Below are 14,180 nucleotides of genomic sequence, written 5' to 3' on the forward strand. Positions count from 1 at the left end.
CTATCTATAATGTTGTTACATAGTAGGCCCTCTAATAAATCATGATAATCTGCTTATTAGTTATAGGGTCTATAAGGAGAGCTAACGAATGCGCCCAAGCCTACTCGGCGATCTGGAAGTTTTCCGCGTCATCGCTGCTGAAGGCAGTTTTACGCGCGCCGCTAAGCGGCTGGGCGTCACTCAGTCGGCGCTCAGCCAAACGCTCAAGCGGTTGGAGGAAGACATTGGGATCAGGCTTCTGGCGCGCACGACGCGCAGCGTTTCGCCTACGCATGCTGGCGCCCGTTTGCTGACAAAGCTTTCGCCCGCACTCGATGAGGTGACCAACGAAATCAAGTCGCTCGCCAGCCAGCGCGATGAACCGGTCGGTACTGTCAGGGTGAGTGCCGGAAAACACGCAGCCGACACGATTCTCTGGCCAGCGTTGAGTTCTTTGATTCGCCAGCATCCGGGTATTGAAATCGAAGTCTCCGTCGAAAACGACTTCGTGGATCTCATCGCAGGTGGGTTTGACGCTGGCATCCGACTGGGTGAAAGGCTTGAGAACGATATGGTGGCACTGCCAATTGGCCCCCGGATGCGGGTCGCTGTTGTCGCCGCGCCTTCTTATCTATCGCAACACGGCACACCAAAACAGCCTTCCGATCTGTCCCAGCATGCCTGCATCAGCTTTAGAAATCGCAGCGGGGAGCTATCAACTTGGGATTTCGAAAAGGATGGGCGCAGCCTCACCGTTAAGCCTGGTCGAGGCCCAGTTTTCAACGACAGCGATTTGATGGTTGCCGCGGCAACCGAGGGGTACGGCGTTGTTTACATCCTTGAGGACATAGTGAGCAGTCAAATAGCGTCCGGTGCGCTGGTACGTGTGCTGGAAGAGTGGTGTGAGCCGTTCGCTGGTTACTACCTTTACTATCCGAGTCGCCGACAGCAAACGTCCGCCTTCACACACTTCAAGAATGCACTGCGCGACGTGGTTTCGTTGAGTTAATAGGGTAGGGTTATCGCGGGATAATGAGCCACAGGATGTGCCTATGACTATGATTGACACCATCAGATTTCCGCGACTCAAGCTCGGCTTGCTCCTGTTCCTGGCAGGCATGCTCGGTGTGGTTGCCTTAACCATCACGGTACTTCCCCAGGTGTTGGGCGACGCGTCACTCCCTTTACCCTCGTGGTTGGTTTTGGTGGCGAGCATCGCGCAGAGCGGGCTACTTGTGGCGCTTGTCGTGTGGTTGGGTGTGTTGCTTGCACCGAAGGTTGGCCTCAGTGCGCCCGCGTTTGAGGCAGCGGTAACCCGTCAGTCGGTAGCCGCAGCACTCCGACCCCAACTCTTACCCGGGCTCCTCGGCGGGTTACTGGGAGGGCTTGGGCTCTTTGCGATTGGCGGCTACGCCCCTGCGGAGCTTGCTGACGTGGAACAGCCGTTCACCGTGCCACTCGTTGCTCGCGTTCTCTATGGCGGTATCACGGAGGAGTTGCTTTTACGGTGGGGGCTAATGACGGTGCTGGTTTGGATGGCGTGGCGACTCTTACAACGTCGAAAAGGTACACCACAGATCGTCTACATCTGGTTCGCCATTGTCGTAAGCGCACTCTTATTTGGCGCAGGTCACCTGCCAACTGCCGCAGCGCAGGTTGGGGCGTTGACCACTGACGTGGCGGCGTTCGTCGTCGGCGCGAACGCTGTCTTTGGGGTGCTTTTCGGCTACCTGTTCTGGCGATACGGCTTGGAGGCGGCGATTATCGCTCACGCGTTTGCGCATGTGGTGAGCCATGTCGTTAGCATTGTAGTGGCATAACAATGCAGGGGGCGCCAGAAAGCGTCACACCTTTCGCTTTCACAAAAGTTGCACCGCTAGCCGGCGCCGCTGATCGCCGACGTTAAAAACGAACTGTTTTCCGCTCTGAGTCGATGACCGAAGCGCCTCTAGATTCCCGGTAGAGGCGCTTTTTCCAACAAAAACTTACCTGCCGTAACCGAATCTTCCTTGTTTTCGAACAGTGTTCTGCCTATGTTTGATACGTGCCAATCAAACGACTGTCACATTGCTTGAGTCAAGGCAGGATCGCCTTTCAATACCATGACGATTCATAGAATCGTTCTTAGCAAGTCGTCACAAGGAGAATACACGTGAAACTCAGAACCCTACTTACCGCCTCGTTTGCCTCTACCGCTCTGCTCGCCGCGGCACCGTCGGCCTTCGCCGCACCCAATGCTGATGGGCTCTATCTGGGCATCGGTACCGGTTTCAGCTCGCTGGAGAACGACAACGACGATGTCGACGATTTCATCTCCGATGGCGCTGAAGACTTTGATGTGGATGATGACGAAGACAACGTCTTTAAAGGTTTCGTCGGCTACGAGTTCAATCCTTACTTCGCTACCGAAATCTTCTATGCCGATCTGGGTCGTACGCGCCTAGAAGGTAACAGTGGTGCCAATACCGATTTGGAATCCGACGCCTATGGGGCGAGTCTGGTCGGTCAATTGCCTATCACCCCCTGGTTTACCGCCTTCGCCAAGGCCGGTGTGGCCAAGTGGGAAACCGACGTCGACGGTAACCTTGGCGATGCTAGCGTTGATCTTGAAGATCAGGACGGCACCGATCCGGTCTACGGTGTCGGCGCGCAGTTCAACTTCGATCCCTTCCTGGTTCGTGCTGAATACGAGCGCTACGACTTCGACAGCGACTACAAGATCGATACCTTTACCGCATCAGCCGGTTTCCGCTTCTAACCGTCAATTTGTTTTGTTATGGGCGATATCAGCGCCGGGGCTCGCCCCGGCGCTGTTGTTTTCAAGAAGTTTGTTTTCCAGACCAGCACCTTGCTCCAGCTCGGCAACGGACTCTAACAAACGGCGGGCGTTCTTAGGTGTACCCAGGAGATAGGCTGTCTCTTGCAACGCCTCATAGTCTTCGAGAGAGATCATTACCACGGACGGCGCTTTGTTGCGGGTGATGATCATGGGTGAATGGTCTTCACAGACCTGCTCCATGGTTTTTGCTAAATTGGTTCTAGCGGCCGTGTAGCTGATGGCATCCATAAGGTCGCTCCTGAGCGGGATGTTTAATGTACAGAATGTCGAACGTTACGAGGTTTGACAATCGACTGCGCAGTGTTCGGTTTCCCACCGCTTCGTGGCGCCAGAATTGCCACAAAGTCCTATGTTATGTGTCCGGGGAGCGCCTATGAACCTTCTATTCATCTGCAGCGAAAATAGGCTACGCAGTCCAACGGCGGAAAATGTCTTTTCAGCTTATCCCGGTATCCAGGCGATCGGCGCTGGGACAGGGGCACATGCGCAAACGCCTGTTTCCCGGGACTTGATTGAGTGGGCCAATATCATTCTGGTGATGGAAAAGCACCACCAGGATGAAGTCGCCAGTACGTACAAGGACGTGTTGAAGGGAAAGCCGCTGGTCTGTCTGGATATCCCCGATCACTACGAATTCATGCAGCCCGAACTCATCAAATTGCTCAAGGAAAGGGTGCCAGAGTATGTGCGGTTAGCGACAGTCGAAAAATAGCTAGGTTAGCCACCGCCAAGAAGCGATGCAGCTGAGCTGGGGCGTTAAGCCAACAAATATGATAACTGCTTCAAAAAGGCTGACATTAAGGCACCATAAGCCCGAGGATATCGCTTCAATCTTTGAAAGCTATACTGGTGACCTCAAATCAGCAAGATATCTTGCGAGGCTGCCACACTTCGGTATCGAGCAAACCGAACGGATGCTTCAGATGCTTTCAACCCCGGAAATTACTGTGATCGGCGGCAACAATTTACTCTTTAACGACAAGCACGACCTTGCCTTGAACGCCGCCTTGCATAGCTCGCTGATGCGCAGCCGGTGCTTCTGCCAACGAATAGGTACTGTCGATCACGATCCGAATGGTACGGTTGTCGAGTAAGCGACTGGCCTGCGCCAGCAGCATTCCGTTTGAGTGCACCTGTAGTGAGGAAACCGTAATTCCTAGCCTGTGGGCTTCATCCCTGGCAGAAAAGCCCAAGGGGTTGACCAGAAAGAGCGAGCCGCCTGGTTTAATAATGCTGAGGAAGCGTCCCATGTTCGAACCACCCACAGCGTCAAGCACCAGATCCACGTCATGTGCGACCGTTTCGGCGGCTGCCTTGGTGTAATCAATGAAGTCGTCAGCACCCAGCTCACGAAGAAGCCCTTCATGCTTACCTGAAGCAACCGCGATCACGCGTGCCCCTTTCCATTTGGCGATTTGAACCGCTAGATGCCCCACGCCACCGCCAGCTCCATTGATCAAGACGGCCTTGCCTTCGAGCGGGACAGGCACATGCTGGAATGCCTGGAATGGGTTTAGTCGGTTGTGGCCAGGATCCACCAGAAACTGCCAGACAGTAAGCAGTGACATCGGGGCACCTGCTGCCTCGACATGAGAAATGCCCTTTGGCTTCAACGCCAGGTGGCTTTCAGGAACGCTGACATATTCGGCATAGGCGCCGCTGCCCGTCATCAGGTCTTCGGGAAAACGCACCATTGCAAAGACGTGGTCACCTACGCTGACTTTGGAAACCCCGTCGCCGACGGCAGCAACGACTCCTGACACATCAGTGCCCAATATCAACGGGAAATGTGGGCTAGGCTGCCATTCTGGAGGTAGCGCCCGATAGCCGTCGCGCAGGTAAAGGTCTGGTGGGTTAAGACTTGCCGCACGAACCTGGATAAGCACTTCACCGGTTTGTACTGCGGGTCGGGGCGTATCTTCGTAAAGCAAGACCTCTGGGTCACCGAAACTATGCAACTGCACTGCTTTCATCATGTCGTTCATCACAATCTCACTCATGAATGGTTACATGGCAAATAGTAAGAAAGTTCCTTGCCGTTGATAATGGTGCGTAGATTCGTTTTAATTGTTCCATGAAAGAACAAATTGGATTAGAACGCCTCACGGGCCTTATCGCATTTGCACGCGCCGGTTCATTAGGCAGCTACACCGCTGCGGCGCGCTCGTTGTCTGTTTCGCCCTCTGCGATAAGCAAAAGCATTCAGCGGTTGGAGCGTCACTTCGGCGTCTCTCTTTTTACTCGCACGACACGATCTCTGTCTTTCACGGCCGAGGGCCGCGACTTGCATGGACGTGTGCTAGAGCTGCTGCGCCAAGCAGAAGAGATAGAGCAGGTGGTCAAGTCTGCTCGTACCGAGCCCGCAGGCACGTTACGAATTGCGACATCACTTCCACTGGGACTGCATCTGATTGCTCCTGCTATTACGGATTTTCGAACACGCTACCCGAAGGTAGCGATCGACCTGCGGCTGAGCGACCACATCGTCGGTATGGTTGAAGAGGGCATTGATCTTGCAGTACGGATCGGTGAACTTGCGGATTCGTCACTTTTGTCCAGGCGACTCTCACCTTACAGGCTCTCTTGCTACGCTTCGCCAGACTACTTGGCTAGGTATGGTGCTCCCGAGCATCCAGATGAACTGGTGGGGCACGAAACGATCAATTTGCGTTACCAAAGTACGGGACAACTTTTTCGCTGGCCTTTCCTGATCGGCGAGAAGGAGGTCGAGATAGTGCCATCTTCCTCTGTCATCGTTGACTCAAGCGAAGCTGTCATCGTCGCTATGACAGCGGGTGCAGGCATCGGAATGGCTGCAAGTTTCATGGCTGCACCGCGGGTTAGGCGAAAGGAACTGGTACCCATCCTGCCTGACTTCGACGTAGAACGGCATAATATCGTTGCACTATGGCCGCAGAGTCGGCGCACCAACCCCGCTGTACGCGCCTTTATCGATATGTTGATCGAAAGACTTTGAATACCTAACACTTGATACACACAAACCTCTGGAATCAGCGAACAGCAGTTTTACATCGCTTTCGGCAGTGTTTCAGCGCTTCGCAACAGTCCAATATCGTGCTCAATAAAAGCTCGCCCATCTTACTGGCAGGCGGTGGTGAGATCGGTAAAGCGGTAGCGCATGATGCCTCCGGTAGTAATGATCCGGAGGCAGGCGAGAAAAATCGAGGGAATGACGCGGAATGTGGCGTGAAATGAAGCCGTGGCCATCGCTTGATCCCTACGCCGGTACACGCGCCGCTCATTATGTGAGCAGCGCATTAGCCGGATCAGGTTCAGCGGGACTAGCGCTTGGCAGCTAATTGATCACTCCGAGCCATCTCAGCCGGATTCATCTGCACCCTGTCAAGCTGTTCGTTGGTAGAATTTAGGAGGCGGGTGGGGGAGATGCGAGTGGGGAGGGTATTATTAGAGATTTCAAATCGCGTAAGCGCGTACATGTTTGATATATTGCCAAATTTATCTTTGCTTACAAGGGAGTCAGTGAGGTAGATTTGATCAAGGCGGCTACATAACTCAATGAACGTATCTGCACTTTCATTGAGTTATGTAGCCGGGTATATCATCATTGTTAGCCCAGGCATGAGAAGTCATCAAAAATGGACACAAAAGAAATTTCAACTGGAATGGAAAAGTTGATTAAAGAAGCGACAATTTTTTTTGATATGGCATTAGACGAATGCGGTGAAGAGGTTGATCCGTATTGGGTTTTTAATGAAGGTCGAAATTTGTATTGGGATAAATTGACACAGGAAAGTCGGATTCTGTCTCAGAAAACGCAAGAAACGCTACTAAACGTAATTGCCTTGTTTATACCTACCCTTAAAGCATCTCCAGTTCTTGATGAGTCTGATGAGAAAGATGTCCGGAGATGTGTAAAAAGAATGCGGGCGACTCTCAAGCTGAGAAAATTTAGTGCGTGGGATATAGAGGTGCTTCATGATGAAGGCGCTGTTTTAGGAGTGAGCCCCCCAGGCCAGTCAGAAGATAAAAGTAACCCCCCTAATGATGCTCGTGAAGAATTCTTTGAATGTGTTGATCTGCTGATGGGTATTACACAGCTTTTAAAAATAACACCTGCAAATATCCCTGATGGTTTACATTCAAAAAATCCAAACTTATCTCAGTCATATCGGCCCAATACCGCTTTTATTATGATGCCAATAGACAAGAATGCTCCCGACAATGAGGATATTTATGCAGCCTATAAAGAATGCTTTTCTAAGTATGGGATTAGCGCTATTAGAGCGGATGAAATAGAGCATGAAGATGTGATAACTGAGAGAATAATTGAAGAAATAAAAACCAGCGAATTCTTGCTTGGAGATTTGACGAATGAGCGACCAAGTGTCTATTACGAGATCGGCTATGCCCATTCTCTAGGTAGAAGAGTGATTCTTTATAGAAAGGCAGGTACTACAATACACTTTGATTTAGCTGCATACAATTGTCCAGAGTATAAAAACATTAGTGAGCTTAAATCTATACTTATGAATCGTCTTGAAGGTACCACTAACAGAAAGCCAGAAAATAGCTAGCAATAAATTACAAATAACGAGCTGCAGAGTGCAGCATTATAGTCTCTTGGAATGAAGTGAAAATACATGAATTTAAATTATGAAGAACAAGTCGAGAATCAGAGTTATATATACAATTACTTTAAGACTTCAATAGATGAAACCTCTGACGAGTTGAAGTTGGAAGTTAAGAATTTCATATCAAGGATTGAGTTGATTTTGTCATGCAAATATTCATTTGAAAATAATACGCTTAGTAGTGATGAATTAGAAACTTATGTATTTATGCTTAAGTTGTCTGAAAGTTGGTTTGTTCATGAAGAAATATTGAAAATAGCCTCAAGTTATGGTTATAAAACTGAAAAGCCAAAAAATAAAAATAAATTTAGTGTGGCTGATTCAATTCAAGACGCCTTGGCAATGCCCAAAGACTTTTGCAATACACAAAAACCTTATGGCAAGCCAGGGTTTTTTAATGAGACGAAAATACGTGACGCATATTTAGAGTTTTTGTTTGAAAACGAGATGTCTACTTTCAAGAAATATCTAAACTCAATATTTAAATTGAGAAAAAATGCCCGTGAAAGTGTCCAGGACTATATTTTTTATTTAGAGTCAAAGTCGTTGGGGAGTCAAAAAGGATACTTGTTGGAGTCATATAATAGATTAACTACAGGACCAGAAATAACCCCGGTGAATATTATGAGTGTTGCATATGCAGTCAGAAATCAATACGTCCACGATGGTGAGGTAATTGACTCAGGTATAGAGGACTACCAAATAAAATGTGAGCTGCTAAAAGCTTGTTATAACTTTGTCATCAGCTACTCTCTTATAATTGCAACACAAATCTGCTCTGACAAAAACTAATATGAAAATACACACATATTATTCCTGCTACTCGTTCCTAGCTTTGTAAGCTCGCTCTTGAGTTGAGCGTTTTCAGTGGTCAGCTCGACTTCATGTCTTAAGAAATGGGCCTTTTTCCTAGATGCGGAGGGTCAACTATAGATCTAAGGCTCGTGCAGTCCCAGTTGCGTTGTTACTTGGTCATATAGGTTAACCTCGTTAAGCGGTTGTGTCTGCTTAACGAGGTGTCCAAAATCATCGAGGCAGATCGCTTCATTCAAGAAGTTCCTTTTCATGGTAACGGATTCCAGCAAACGGCGGGCGTTCTTTACTGCGAGTAGGAGATAGGCTGTCTCTTGCATCGCCTCATAGTCTTCGAGAGAGATCATTACCACAGCAATTGTAGTCGGGACTGATGGAGGTGGGAGAGTACAAAGTTTGTACGAGGGTTAGCAAGGAGCACCCGTTACTAGACAGTGTAAATTTATTCCCCAGATGGACGAAATTCCATCGTTGCTACGACGTTATCGCTCTTGCTTTATGTTTTTCCAAATCAGACCAACCAACACAATCACCAATACGGCAAACAGCACGACGCCGCCCGCCGAACCCATCACCTGCAGAGTCAGGCCTGACACGACCAGCCAGAGCGCTGGGATGATGACGGCGATCCAAAGGGCGAACCCTCGTAGCAGAATAAGCACCAGGCCAAGCGTGGTCACTGCTGTGGGATCGGCATGGATGCCGAAGACTTCTGCCTGGTACCAGGAACCACCGCTCAGCGGCGCCACCAGCGGCAGGATGACCAGGCCGAAGAGGGCGATGGCGGTGCCAATGACGACGGGTGGGCTTGTGCGGCGTGAGGTTTTGTCTATTCCCCATCCCGTTAGCGCCATCACAACCAACAGCCCTGCCTGGGCGATAAAAGCGTAGCCAACATAGCCCCCGGCCCAGTTGAGCTCTGCATAGCGCTGAATGAAAAATGCCACGGCGACAAAGGCCCATAGCGGGGCGGGTAGCAGGCAGGCGAGTCGTGTGCGGTGTGTCAATGCCAGCGCAAGGCTAGCGGCGCCCAGGGTGAGGGTCAGCAGATGCAGCGGCCAGAAGGTTTCGCCCATGCGTTCCAGCAGGCGGAAGTACACCTCCGCCGTGAAGGGAATAAAGTCCTGTAGCCGGTAACTTGCCCAAGCGTTCATAGCGACTCAATATAATCAGCCATCCGCTGCCGGGCATTGGAGGAGGGCATGGTGCTGTGGCCGGCGCGCATGTTCTCGCGCATGTGCTCGACCTGGGTGGTGGCGGGGATCGCGCAGGTGATCGCCGGATGGCTGACGATGAATTTCAGCAGAAAGTCCGCCCAGGTGTTGCAGCCGCATTCCTCGTTGGCCCATTCGGGCAATGCCGCGTCACGGCGCTTGAGGTTCTTGATCAGGCTGCCGCCATCGTACGGCCGGTTGGCGATCACACCGATGCCCCGTTCTTCTGCCAGGGGCAGTAGCCGGTTTTCGGCCTCGCGGTGGGTGATGTTGTAGGTGAGCTGAACGAAGTCGATATCCTCAGATGACATGATCTGCTCCACCTCGTCGTGGCGGCGCCCGTGGGAGGTGGTAATGCCGACATGGCCGATAACGCCTTTGGCCTTCATTTCCTGCAGCGCGGCCAGGTGATCGCGCCAGTCGGTCAGGTTGTGCACCTGCACCAGGTCGAAGTGATCCAACGTCCAGCGGTCTTTCAGCTCCGCCACCTGCTCCCGGGCGGAGCCACCGGCGGGGCTCCAGACCTTCTCGGCGGCAAACAGGCTTTCGGGCGTGCCGAGTTCTTGTAGGGCATGGCCCATCACATCCGGCGCCGAGCCATACATGGGCGAGGAGTCGATCAGGCCGCCGCCATGTTCGAAAAAGGCCTTCACCACCTCGGTGCGCGCATCGAGCAGCGTCTCGTCACTGCCAACGTTGAACGTGCGCCAGGTGCCCATGCCAATCACGGGCAGCTTTTTGTCACTCCCCGCAAGGGTCTTCCGGTGCATCCCGTCGGTGTCGGCAAGCAGCGGTACGCTTGGCAACATCATGGCGGCCAGCGTGGCCCCCATGAGCTTGAGGTTTTGTCGGCGCGTGAGGCGATGCTTGATGAGAGGGTTCATAGCGGTCGCTCCTTCCGATTTTTCTGAATCGGCAGCGTGGCAGCCAACACCAGTACAAAGCATGTCAGCACAAATACCTTATTCACAAACCAGTTGGTGCGCCAGATTGACCACTCAGGGTCATTGAGAAAGCGCACGAACAGGGTGGCGATGATGAGGATTTCAATAACGGACATGCCCACCGCCAATGCGCGCGTGTAGCGGGGCTGTTTGAGCAGCGCCCAGCCTAGCCAGACGTGGGCCACTGGCCAGAGATCCCAATAGATATACCGCGCCCAGGGCTCCCCGTATGCCAGCGCGTAGCCAATGGGGAACAGGTATTTGATGAACAGCGTCCACGCCGCGAGGATAAATAACAAATGGGCGAGGAAGCGGATCCAGGCATTGGGTGGCGTGGCGGGCAGTGACATGGCATCGCTCCAGTACTGGGCCGTTGACGGCCTGGCCTTACACCATCTGCAAGGAATGCTTGCGCGTTGGCGGAGGAAAGGCGGCGTCGATCTGGGCCAGGTCATCGTCGTCGAGTCTGACGGTATCTGCCTTGGCGTTTTGTTTGAGGTGATCCAGATTCACGGCTTTGGGAATAGCGATCACCCCGGGGTGGCGCAGTGCCCAGGCGAGGGCGATTTGCGCGGGGGTGGCGCTGTGCTTGTCGGCGATGCGTTGCAGGGTGGCGTCATGCAGTAGCGCGCCGCCCTGGCCGATGGGGCAGTAGGCCATGAGCGGCATGTTGTGCTGTGCTTGCCAGGGCAGTAGGTCGACTTCAATGCCGCGTGCGCCGGGGTTGTAGAGCACCTGATTGGTGGCGCACGCGGGCGCGTCGAGCTCTACTAAATCGTCAACGTCAAAGTTCGACACGCCCCAGCGCAGAATCTTGCCCTGTTCGCGCAGCCGCTCAAAGGCTTCCACGGTTTCGCTAAGCGGGTACTGGCCCCGCCAGTGAAGCAGGTACAGATCAATAGTGTCGGTGCCCAATCGGCGCAGGCTGCGCTCGCAGGCGGCTTGAACACCCTGGCTGCTGGCGTTGTGGGGGTAGACCTTGCTGACCAGATACACCTCATCGCGCCGGTCACGGATGGCTTGGCCAACGATTTCTTCAGCGCCGCCTTCCGCATACATCTCGGCGGTATCGATTAGCGTCATGCCCAGATCGAGACCTTCACGCAGCGCTCTGATCTCAGCCTGCCGCTGCCCGGCATTCTCGCCCATATGCCAAGTGCCCTGGCCGACACGGGGTACGCTTTCTCCGCCTAGCTCTAATGTCTGCATCTTTCTATCGCCTGATGTGATACTGCACTGCCTGCCGCCATCGCGGTTCATAGATTTGCACCAGCATCATACGTATACCGGTTCGTTCTAGATCTCAGGCACTCTATCAATCCAAAACAGCGTACCTTCGATATCGGCATGTTGCCAGATCCGCACGGTCTAGAGGCTTAACCACGTAGCTGCCGGTTGCCGTTAATCGGTAATCCGGCATTGACAATGGGGCGCTCAGCTCAGAGTGCGTATCAAGACCGGCTACTCTTCAAATACCAGCGCGTCCGGGTTGGCGCCCAGCTCTTTCAGAGCTGCCATGATGCTCTCGTTGAACGGGTCCGGGCCGCACACGTAGAAGGCCTGGCTCATGTCCTTGATATGCGAAGTCAGAAAGGCCTTGTCGATCACACCATCGGTAAAGATGTGGTCGCCGGACGGCTTTTCGTCGGTGATGACGTTGATGCACTGATCTCCCAGCATCGTCTCGAATTCTTCCTTGAGGATGATGTCCCGTTCGGTCTTGTTGGAGAAAATCAACTGGTTGCTGCCGATCTCGCCCTTGCGATGCAGGTCGCGCAGAATGGCGATAAAAGGCGTCACCCCGGCACCGCCCGCCAGAAACACGCCCTCGTCCTTGTATTCGATAGTGCCCCAGGGCTCGCCAATGATCAGCGAGTCCCCTTCCTTGAGCTGGCCAATCTGCTGGGTGACGCCCTCGTGGTCCGGATAGATCTTGATGACGAACTCAAGCCACGGATCCGATACGAGTGAAGAAAACGTGAACGGCCGTTTCTCGTCGGTCCAGCCTTCGCGGTTGACCGCTACCTCGGTCGCCTGGCCAGGTGTGAAGGTGTATCCCTCAGGCTTGGCAAGGCGTATTTGTTTGACATCGTGGGTGAGACTGCGGATTTCCTGGATTTCGAGTGTATGGTCCATACGTGCCTTATGTCTCTCATCGATAGGTTGCAATGTTTAATGTTGGCCGCGAGAGCGGCACGTTGCAAAACCAGGCATTAAACGCAAGGAGGTGCCATAGATAACGCAGCGTATTGAACATGCGAACACGGTGATAGAGAGTTTCATCAGCGTACTAAAAGGGAAACCTATCGATGTCGAAAAAAGATGAACATCACTATTCAGCTACCCGTGGATAACGCAGCTTTTATTGTCGAACACGCCTACACTGGCACCCCTGGTGCTTCTCAGCGCTGGCGGCGCAGATGTCTTAGGATCGCCCGGATAAACTGCTGCTGAGCCTGACGCTGATCCCGCCGTACCTGCTCAATATCGATGCCCCCCATCCCATCTTGGTATCTCAATGGGATGGTTCCCTGGTCGTCGACGCTATTATTTTTAACGTCTACATTATTCCGGTGAGTTAATAGACCACCGGCGTTAAAGGACTGCACTTCTTTTGATTTCATCATGCCTCTGACCTCCATAACGCCGCCCTTGGTAGCAGGACGTTTTGGTTATCTTGTTGCGTTAGGGAGATGCTAGTATTGTTCTAATACGCAAGCTATTCCATAAATATGAGCGCGGACTTTGCAAAAACGAACAGTAAGAAAGGGCAAGCAGCCTTCGATCACCACACAAAAAACACGCAGTTATCTGGCGTGGAATGACTTCGAGATCATCCTTGCCATCGCGACTGAAGGCTCGCTTTCTGGCGCCTCACGCGTTTTGGGGGTCAGTCATGCCACTGTTTTCCGGCGGCTGGGTGAAGTTGAGCAGCGCTTGGGCGTTACTCTCTTTGAGAGGAGCCGTACCGGCTACCGGCCCACGCTGGCAGGGGAAGAGCTTGCCGATACGGCTAGGATTATGGATGAGGCCGCACTGGCCGCGGAGCGTAAAGTCGCTGGTCGCGACTTGGAGCCCAGTGGAGAAATCTATACCACCACAACGGACTCCTTGTTGATGGGGCTGCTGGCGCCTCTGTTCACGCAATTTCAGGATAAATACCCGGCCATTGTTCTGGATGTTGCCGTCTCTAACCAGTTGTTCAACCTGACGCGCAGAGAGGCAGACGTTGCTATTCGCCCCTCCAACCTTCCGCCGGATAACCTGATTGGTCGGCGCCTGGCAACGATCGGCCAGGCTGTCTATGGGCATCGTAGCCTTGGTCTAACGCCAGGGGCCTCCATTGACACCCTTGCCAGCCAACCGTGGATTGGTGCCGGGCCACGACTGCAGGATTCAGCGCTAGACCAGTGGATGGCCAGGCACGAGCTGAAGGCGGCCTGCATCTATCGTGTTGATACCTTGGTCAGCATACTTAGCGCTATTCGCTCTCGCATGGGGTTAGCCGTTTTACCGTGTTATTTGGCGGACAATGATCCGGAAATTATCCAGCTCAGCGATCCTATCCCCGAACTTGAATACGGCCTATGGTTTCTGATGCATCCAGATCTTAGAGGTGTGGTGAAGATTCACGCCCTGAAGGACTTTTTGATGGAAGCTGTTCAGATGCAGAAACAGCGGCTGGCCGGGCCACTATTGCGCTAGCCAGCTATTTCAAACTGCGCAGGGAGTGCATTGCGGTTAGTGGTCCTTCGGTAAGTACGTATTTCGATATTCG

17 protein-coding genes and 1 pseudogene are annotated in these 14,180 nt (G+C 52.7%); 8 read left to right on the forward strand and 10 right to left on the reverse strand.

The genetic code is table 11. From position 1 onward, the window contains the following. Positions 1–88: 88 nt before the first annotated feature. From CPH17_RS18415 to CPH17_RS18425, 3 genes are all read left to right on the forward strand, one after another. Positions 89–988 carry a LysR family transcriptional regulator gene (locus tag CPH17_RS18415; protein ID WP_096300760.1) on the forward strand — a complete coding sequence of 300 codons (900 nt, stop codon included), beginning with the start codon at positions 89–91 and terminating at the stop codon, positions 986–988. A gap of 43 nt (positions 989–1,031) precedes the next feature. Continuing rightward, positions 1,032–1,799 (forward strand): CPBP family intramembrane glutamic endopeptidase, encoded by a 768-nt coding sequence (locus CPH17_RS18420; protein ID WP_172898707.1) that lies wholly within the window; start codon positions 1,032–1,034, stop codon positions 1,797–1,799. 332 nt (positions 1,800–2,131) lie between these two features. After that, positions 2,132–2,737 (forward strand): porin family protein, encoded by a 606-nt coding sequence (locus CPH17_RS18425; RefSeq protein WP_096300761.1) that lies wholly within the window; start codon positions 2,132–2,134, stop codon positions 2,735–2,737. Positions 2,738–2,740: 3 nt separating this feature from the next. Here CPH17_RS18425 and CPH17_RS18430 read toward each other — a convergent pair whose 3' ends face one another. After that, a complete protein-coding gene (locus CPH17_RS18430) occupies positions 2,741–3,046 on the reverse strand; it encodes a type II toxin-antitoxin system Phd/YefM family antitoxin (protein ID WP_096300762.1) in 306 nt (101 codons plus the stop codon). A gap of 145 nt (positions 3,047–3,191) precedes the next feature. Here CPH17_RS18430 and CPH17_RS18435 point away from each other — a divergent pair, with 145 nt between their 5' ends. Then, positions 3,192–3,530 carry a low molecular weight protein tyrosine phosphatase family protein gene (locus CPH17_RS18435; RefSeq protein WP_096300763.1) on the forward strand — a complete coding sequence of 113 codons (339 nt, stop codon included), beginning with the start codon at positions 3,192–3,194 and terminating at the stop codon, positions 3,528–3,530. A 253-nt stretch (positions 3,531–3,783) separates the two neighbouring features. Here the strand turns inward: CPH17_RS18435 and CPH17_RS18440 are convergent, their stop codons facing one another. Next, entirely contained in the window at positions 3,784–4,818 is a 1,035-nt protein-coding gene (locus CPH17_RS18440) for an NADP-dependent oxidoreductase (RefSeq protein ID WP_197668829.1), read from the reverse strand. Positions 4,819–4,892: 74 nt separating this feature from the next. On the opposite strand from CPH17_RS18440, the gene CPH17_RS18445 reads away from it, so the two are divergent. Beyond that, positions 4,893–5,795, forward strand: a complete 903-nt coding sequence (locus tag CPH17_RS18445) for a LysR family transcriptional regulator (RefSeq protein ID WP_096300764.1) — start codon at positions 4,893–4,895, stop codon at positions 5,793–5,795. A 122-nt stretch (positions 5,796–5,917) separates the two neighbouring features. On the opposite strand, the gene CPH17_RS20425 is transcribed toward CPH17_RS18445, so the two are convergent. Continuing rightward, positions 5,918–6,046 carry a hypothetical protein gene (locus tag CPH17_RS20425; RefSeq protein ID WP_269457715.1) on the reverse strand — a complete coding sequence of 43 codons (129 nt, stop codon included), beginning with the start codon at positions 6,044–6,046 and terminating at the stop codon, positions 5,918–5,920. A 389-nt stretch (positions 6,047–6,435) separates the two neighbouring features. Between CPH17_RS20425 and CPH17_RS18450 the strand changes: the two genes are divergently transcribed. Both CPH17_RS18450 and CPH17_RS18455 read left to right on the forward strand, forming a co-directional pair. Beyond that, entirely contained in the window at positions 6,436–7,374 is a 939-nt protein-coding gene (locus tag CPH17_RS18450; protein ID WP_096300765.1) for a hypothetical protein, read from the forward strand. A 66-nt stretch (positions 7,375–7,440) separates the two neighbouring features. Continuing rightward, positions 7,441–8,223 carry a hypothetical protein gene (locus CPH17_RS18455; RefSeq protein WP_096300766.1) on the forward strand — a complete coding sequence of 261 codons (783 nt, stop codon included), beginning with the start codon at positions 7,441–7,443 and terminating at the stop codon, positions 8,221–8,223. A gap of 275 nt (positions 8,224–8,498) precedes the next feature. On the opposite strand, the pseudogene CPH17_RS20445 reads toward CPH17_RS18455, so the two are convergent. The 7 genes and pseudogenes from CPH17_RS20445 to CPH17_RS18490 form a co-directional block, all read right to left on the reverse strand. Next, positions 8,499–8,600, reverse strand: a pseudogene (locus CPH17_RS20445) (type II toxin-antitoxin system Phd/YefM family antitoxin); the annotation flags it as partial. A 126-nt stretch (positions 8,601–8,726) separates the two neighbouring features. Next, positions 8,727–9,398: a DUF6064 family protein gene (locus tag CPH17_RS18465; protein WP_096300767.1), complete on the reverse strand. Its 672-nt coding sequence runs from the start codon at positions 9,396–9,398 to the stop codon at positions 8,727–8,729. Continuing rightward, the gene (locus tag CPH17_RS18470) at positions 9,395–10,342 is read right to left on the reverse strand and encodes an aldo/keto reductase (RefSeq protein WP_096300768.1); all 948 of its coding nucleotides are present in this window, start codon (positions 10,340–10,342) and stop codon (positions 9,395–9,397) included. The genes CPH17_RS18465 and CPH17_RS18470 overlap by 4 nt, the downstream gene beginning before the upstream one ends. Further along, entirely contained in the window at positions 10,339–10,752 is a 414-nt protein-coding gene (locus tag CPH17_RS18475) for a hypothetical protein (protein ID WP_096300769.1), read from the reverse strand. The genes CPH17_RS18470 and CPH17_RS18475 overlap by 4 nt, the downstream gene beginning before the upstream one ends. A 37-nt stretch (positions 10,753–10,789) precedes the next feature. Further along, complete coding sequence (locus CPH17_RS18480) at positions 10,790–11,611, reverse strand: aldo/keto reductase (protein WP_096300770.1); 822 nt, start codon at positions 11,609–11,611, stop codon at positions 10,790–10,792. A gap of 252 nt (positions 11,612–11,863) precedes the next feature. Beyond that, positions 11,864–12,538, reverse strand: a complete 675-nt coding sequence (locus CPH17_RS18485; protein WP_096300771.1) for an FAD-binding oxidoreductase — start codon at positions 12,536–12,538, stop codon at positions 11,864–11,866. A 266-nt stretch (positions 12,539–12,804) separates the two neighbouring features. Further along, positions 12,805–13,029 carry a hypothetical protein gene (locus tag CPH17_RS18490; RefSeq protein WP_096300772.1) on the reverse strand — a complete coding sequence of 75 codons (225 nt, stop codon included), beginning with the start codon at positions 13,027–13,029 and terminating at the stop codon, positions 12,805–12,807. 118 nt (positions 13,030–13,147) lie between these two features. On the opposite strand from CPH17_RS18490, the gene CPH17_RS18495 reads away from it, so the two are divergent. Then, positions 13,148–14,107, forward strand: coding sequence for a LysR family transcriptional regulator (locus tag CPH17_RS18495; RefSeq protein WP_096300773.1), 960 nt, complete (start codon positions 13,148–13,150; stop codon positions 14,105–14,107). Positions 14,108–14,180 lie beyond the last annotated feature (73 nt).

The organism is Halomonas sp. hl-4, from assembly GCF_900215475.1.
Classification (GTDB): Bacteria; Pseudomonadota; Gammaproteobacteria; order Pseudomonadales; family Halomonadaceae; genus Vreelandella.

Bases quoted from the DNA above. Each gene is read 5' to 3' on its own strand.
- CPH17_RS18465 (WP_096300767.1), bottom strand. From the start codon at position 9,398: ATGAACGCTTGGGCAAGTTACCGGCTACAGGACTTTATTCCCTTCACG.
- CPH17_RS18450 (WP_096300765.1), top strand. From the start codon at position 6,436: ATGGACACAAAAGAAATTTCAACTGGAATGGAAAAGTTGATTAAAGAA.
- CPH17_RS18420 (WP_172898707.1), top strand. From the start codon at position 1,032: ATGACTATGATTGACACCATCAGATTTCCGCGACTCAAGCTCGGCTTG.
- CPH17_RS20425 (WP_269457715.1), bottom strand. From the start codon at position 6,046: ATGGCCACGGCTTCATTTCACGCCACATTCCGCGTCATTCCCTCGATT.
- CPH17_RS18475 (WP_096300769.1), bottom strand. From the start codon at position 10,752: ATGTCACTGCCCGCCACGCCACCCAATGCCTGGATCCGCTTCCTCGCC.
- CPH17_RS18485 (WP_096300771.1), bottom strand. From the start codon at position 12,538: ATGGACCATACACTCGAAATCCAGGAAATCCGCAGTCTCACCCACGAT.
- CPH17_RS18470 (WP_096300768.1), bottom strand. From the start codon at position 10,342: ATGAACCCTCTCATCAAGCATCGCCTCACGCGCCGACAAAACCTCAAG.
- CPH17_RS18490 (WP_096300772.1), bottom strand. From the start codon at position 13,029: ATGATGAAATCAAAAGAAGTGCAGTCCTTTAACGCCGGTGGTCTATTA.
- CPH17_RS18415 (WP_096300760.1), top strand. From the start codon at position 89: ATGCGCCCAAGCCTACTCGGCGATCTGGAAGTTTTCCGCGTCATCGCT.
- CPH17_RS18440 (WP_197668829.1), bottom strand. From the start codon at position 4,818: ATGAGTGAGATTGTGATGAACGACATGATGAAAGCAGTGCAGTTGCAT.
- CPH17_RS18435 (WP_096300763.1), top strand. From the start codon at position 3,192: ATGAACCTTCTATTCATCTGCAGCGAAAATAGGCTACGCAGTCCAACG.
- CPH17_RS18445 (WP_096300764.1), top strand. From the start codon at position 4,893: ATGAAAGAACAAATTGGATTAGAACGCCTCACGGGCCTTATCGCATTT.
- CPH17_RS18430 (WP_096300762.1), bottom strand. From the start codon at position 3,046: ATGGATGCCATCAGCTACACGGCCGCTAGAACCAATTTAGCAAAAACC.
- CPH17_RS18480 (WP_096300770.1), bottom strand. From the start codon at position 11,611: ATGCAGACATTAGAGCTAGGCGGAGAAAGCGTACCCCGTGTCGGCCAG.
- CPH17_RS18455 (WP_096300766.1), top strand. From the start codon at position 7,441: ATGAATTTAAATTATGAAGAACAAGTCGAGAATCAGAGTTATATATAC.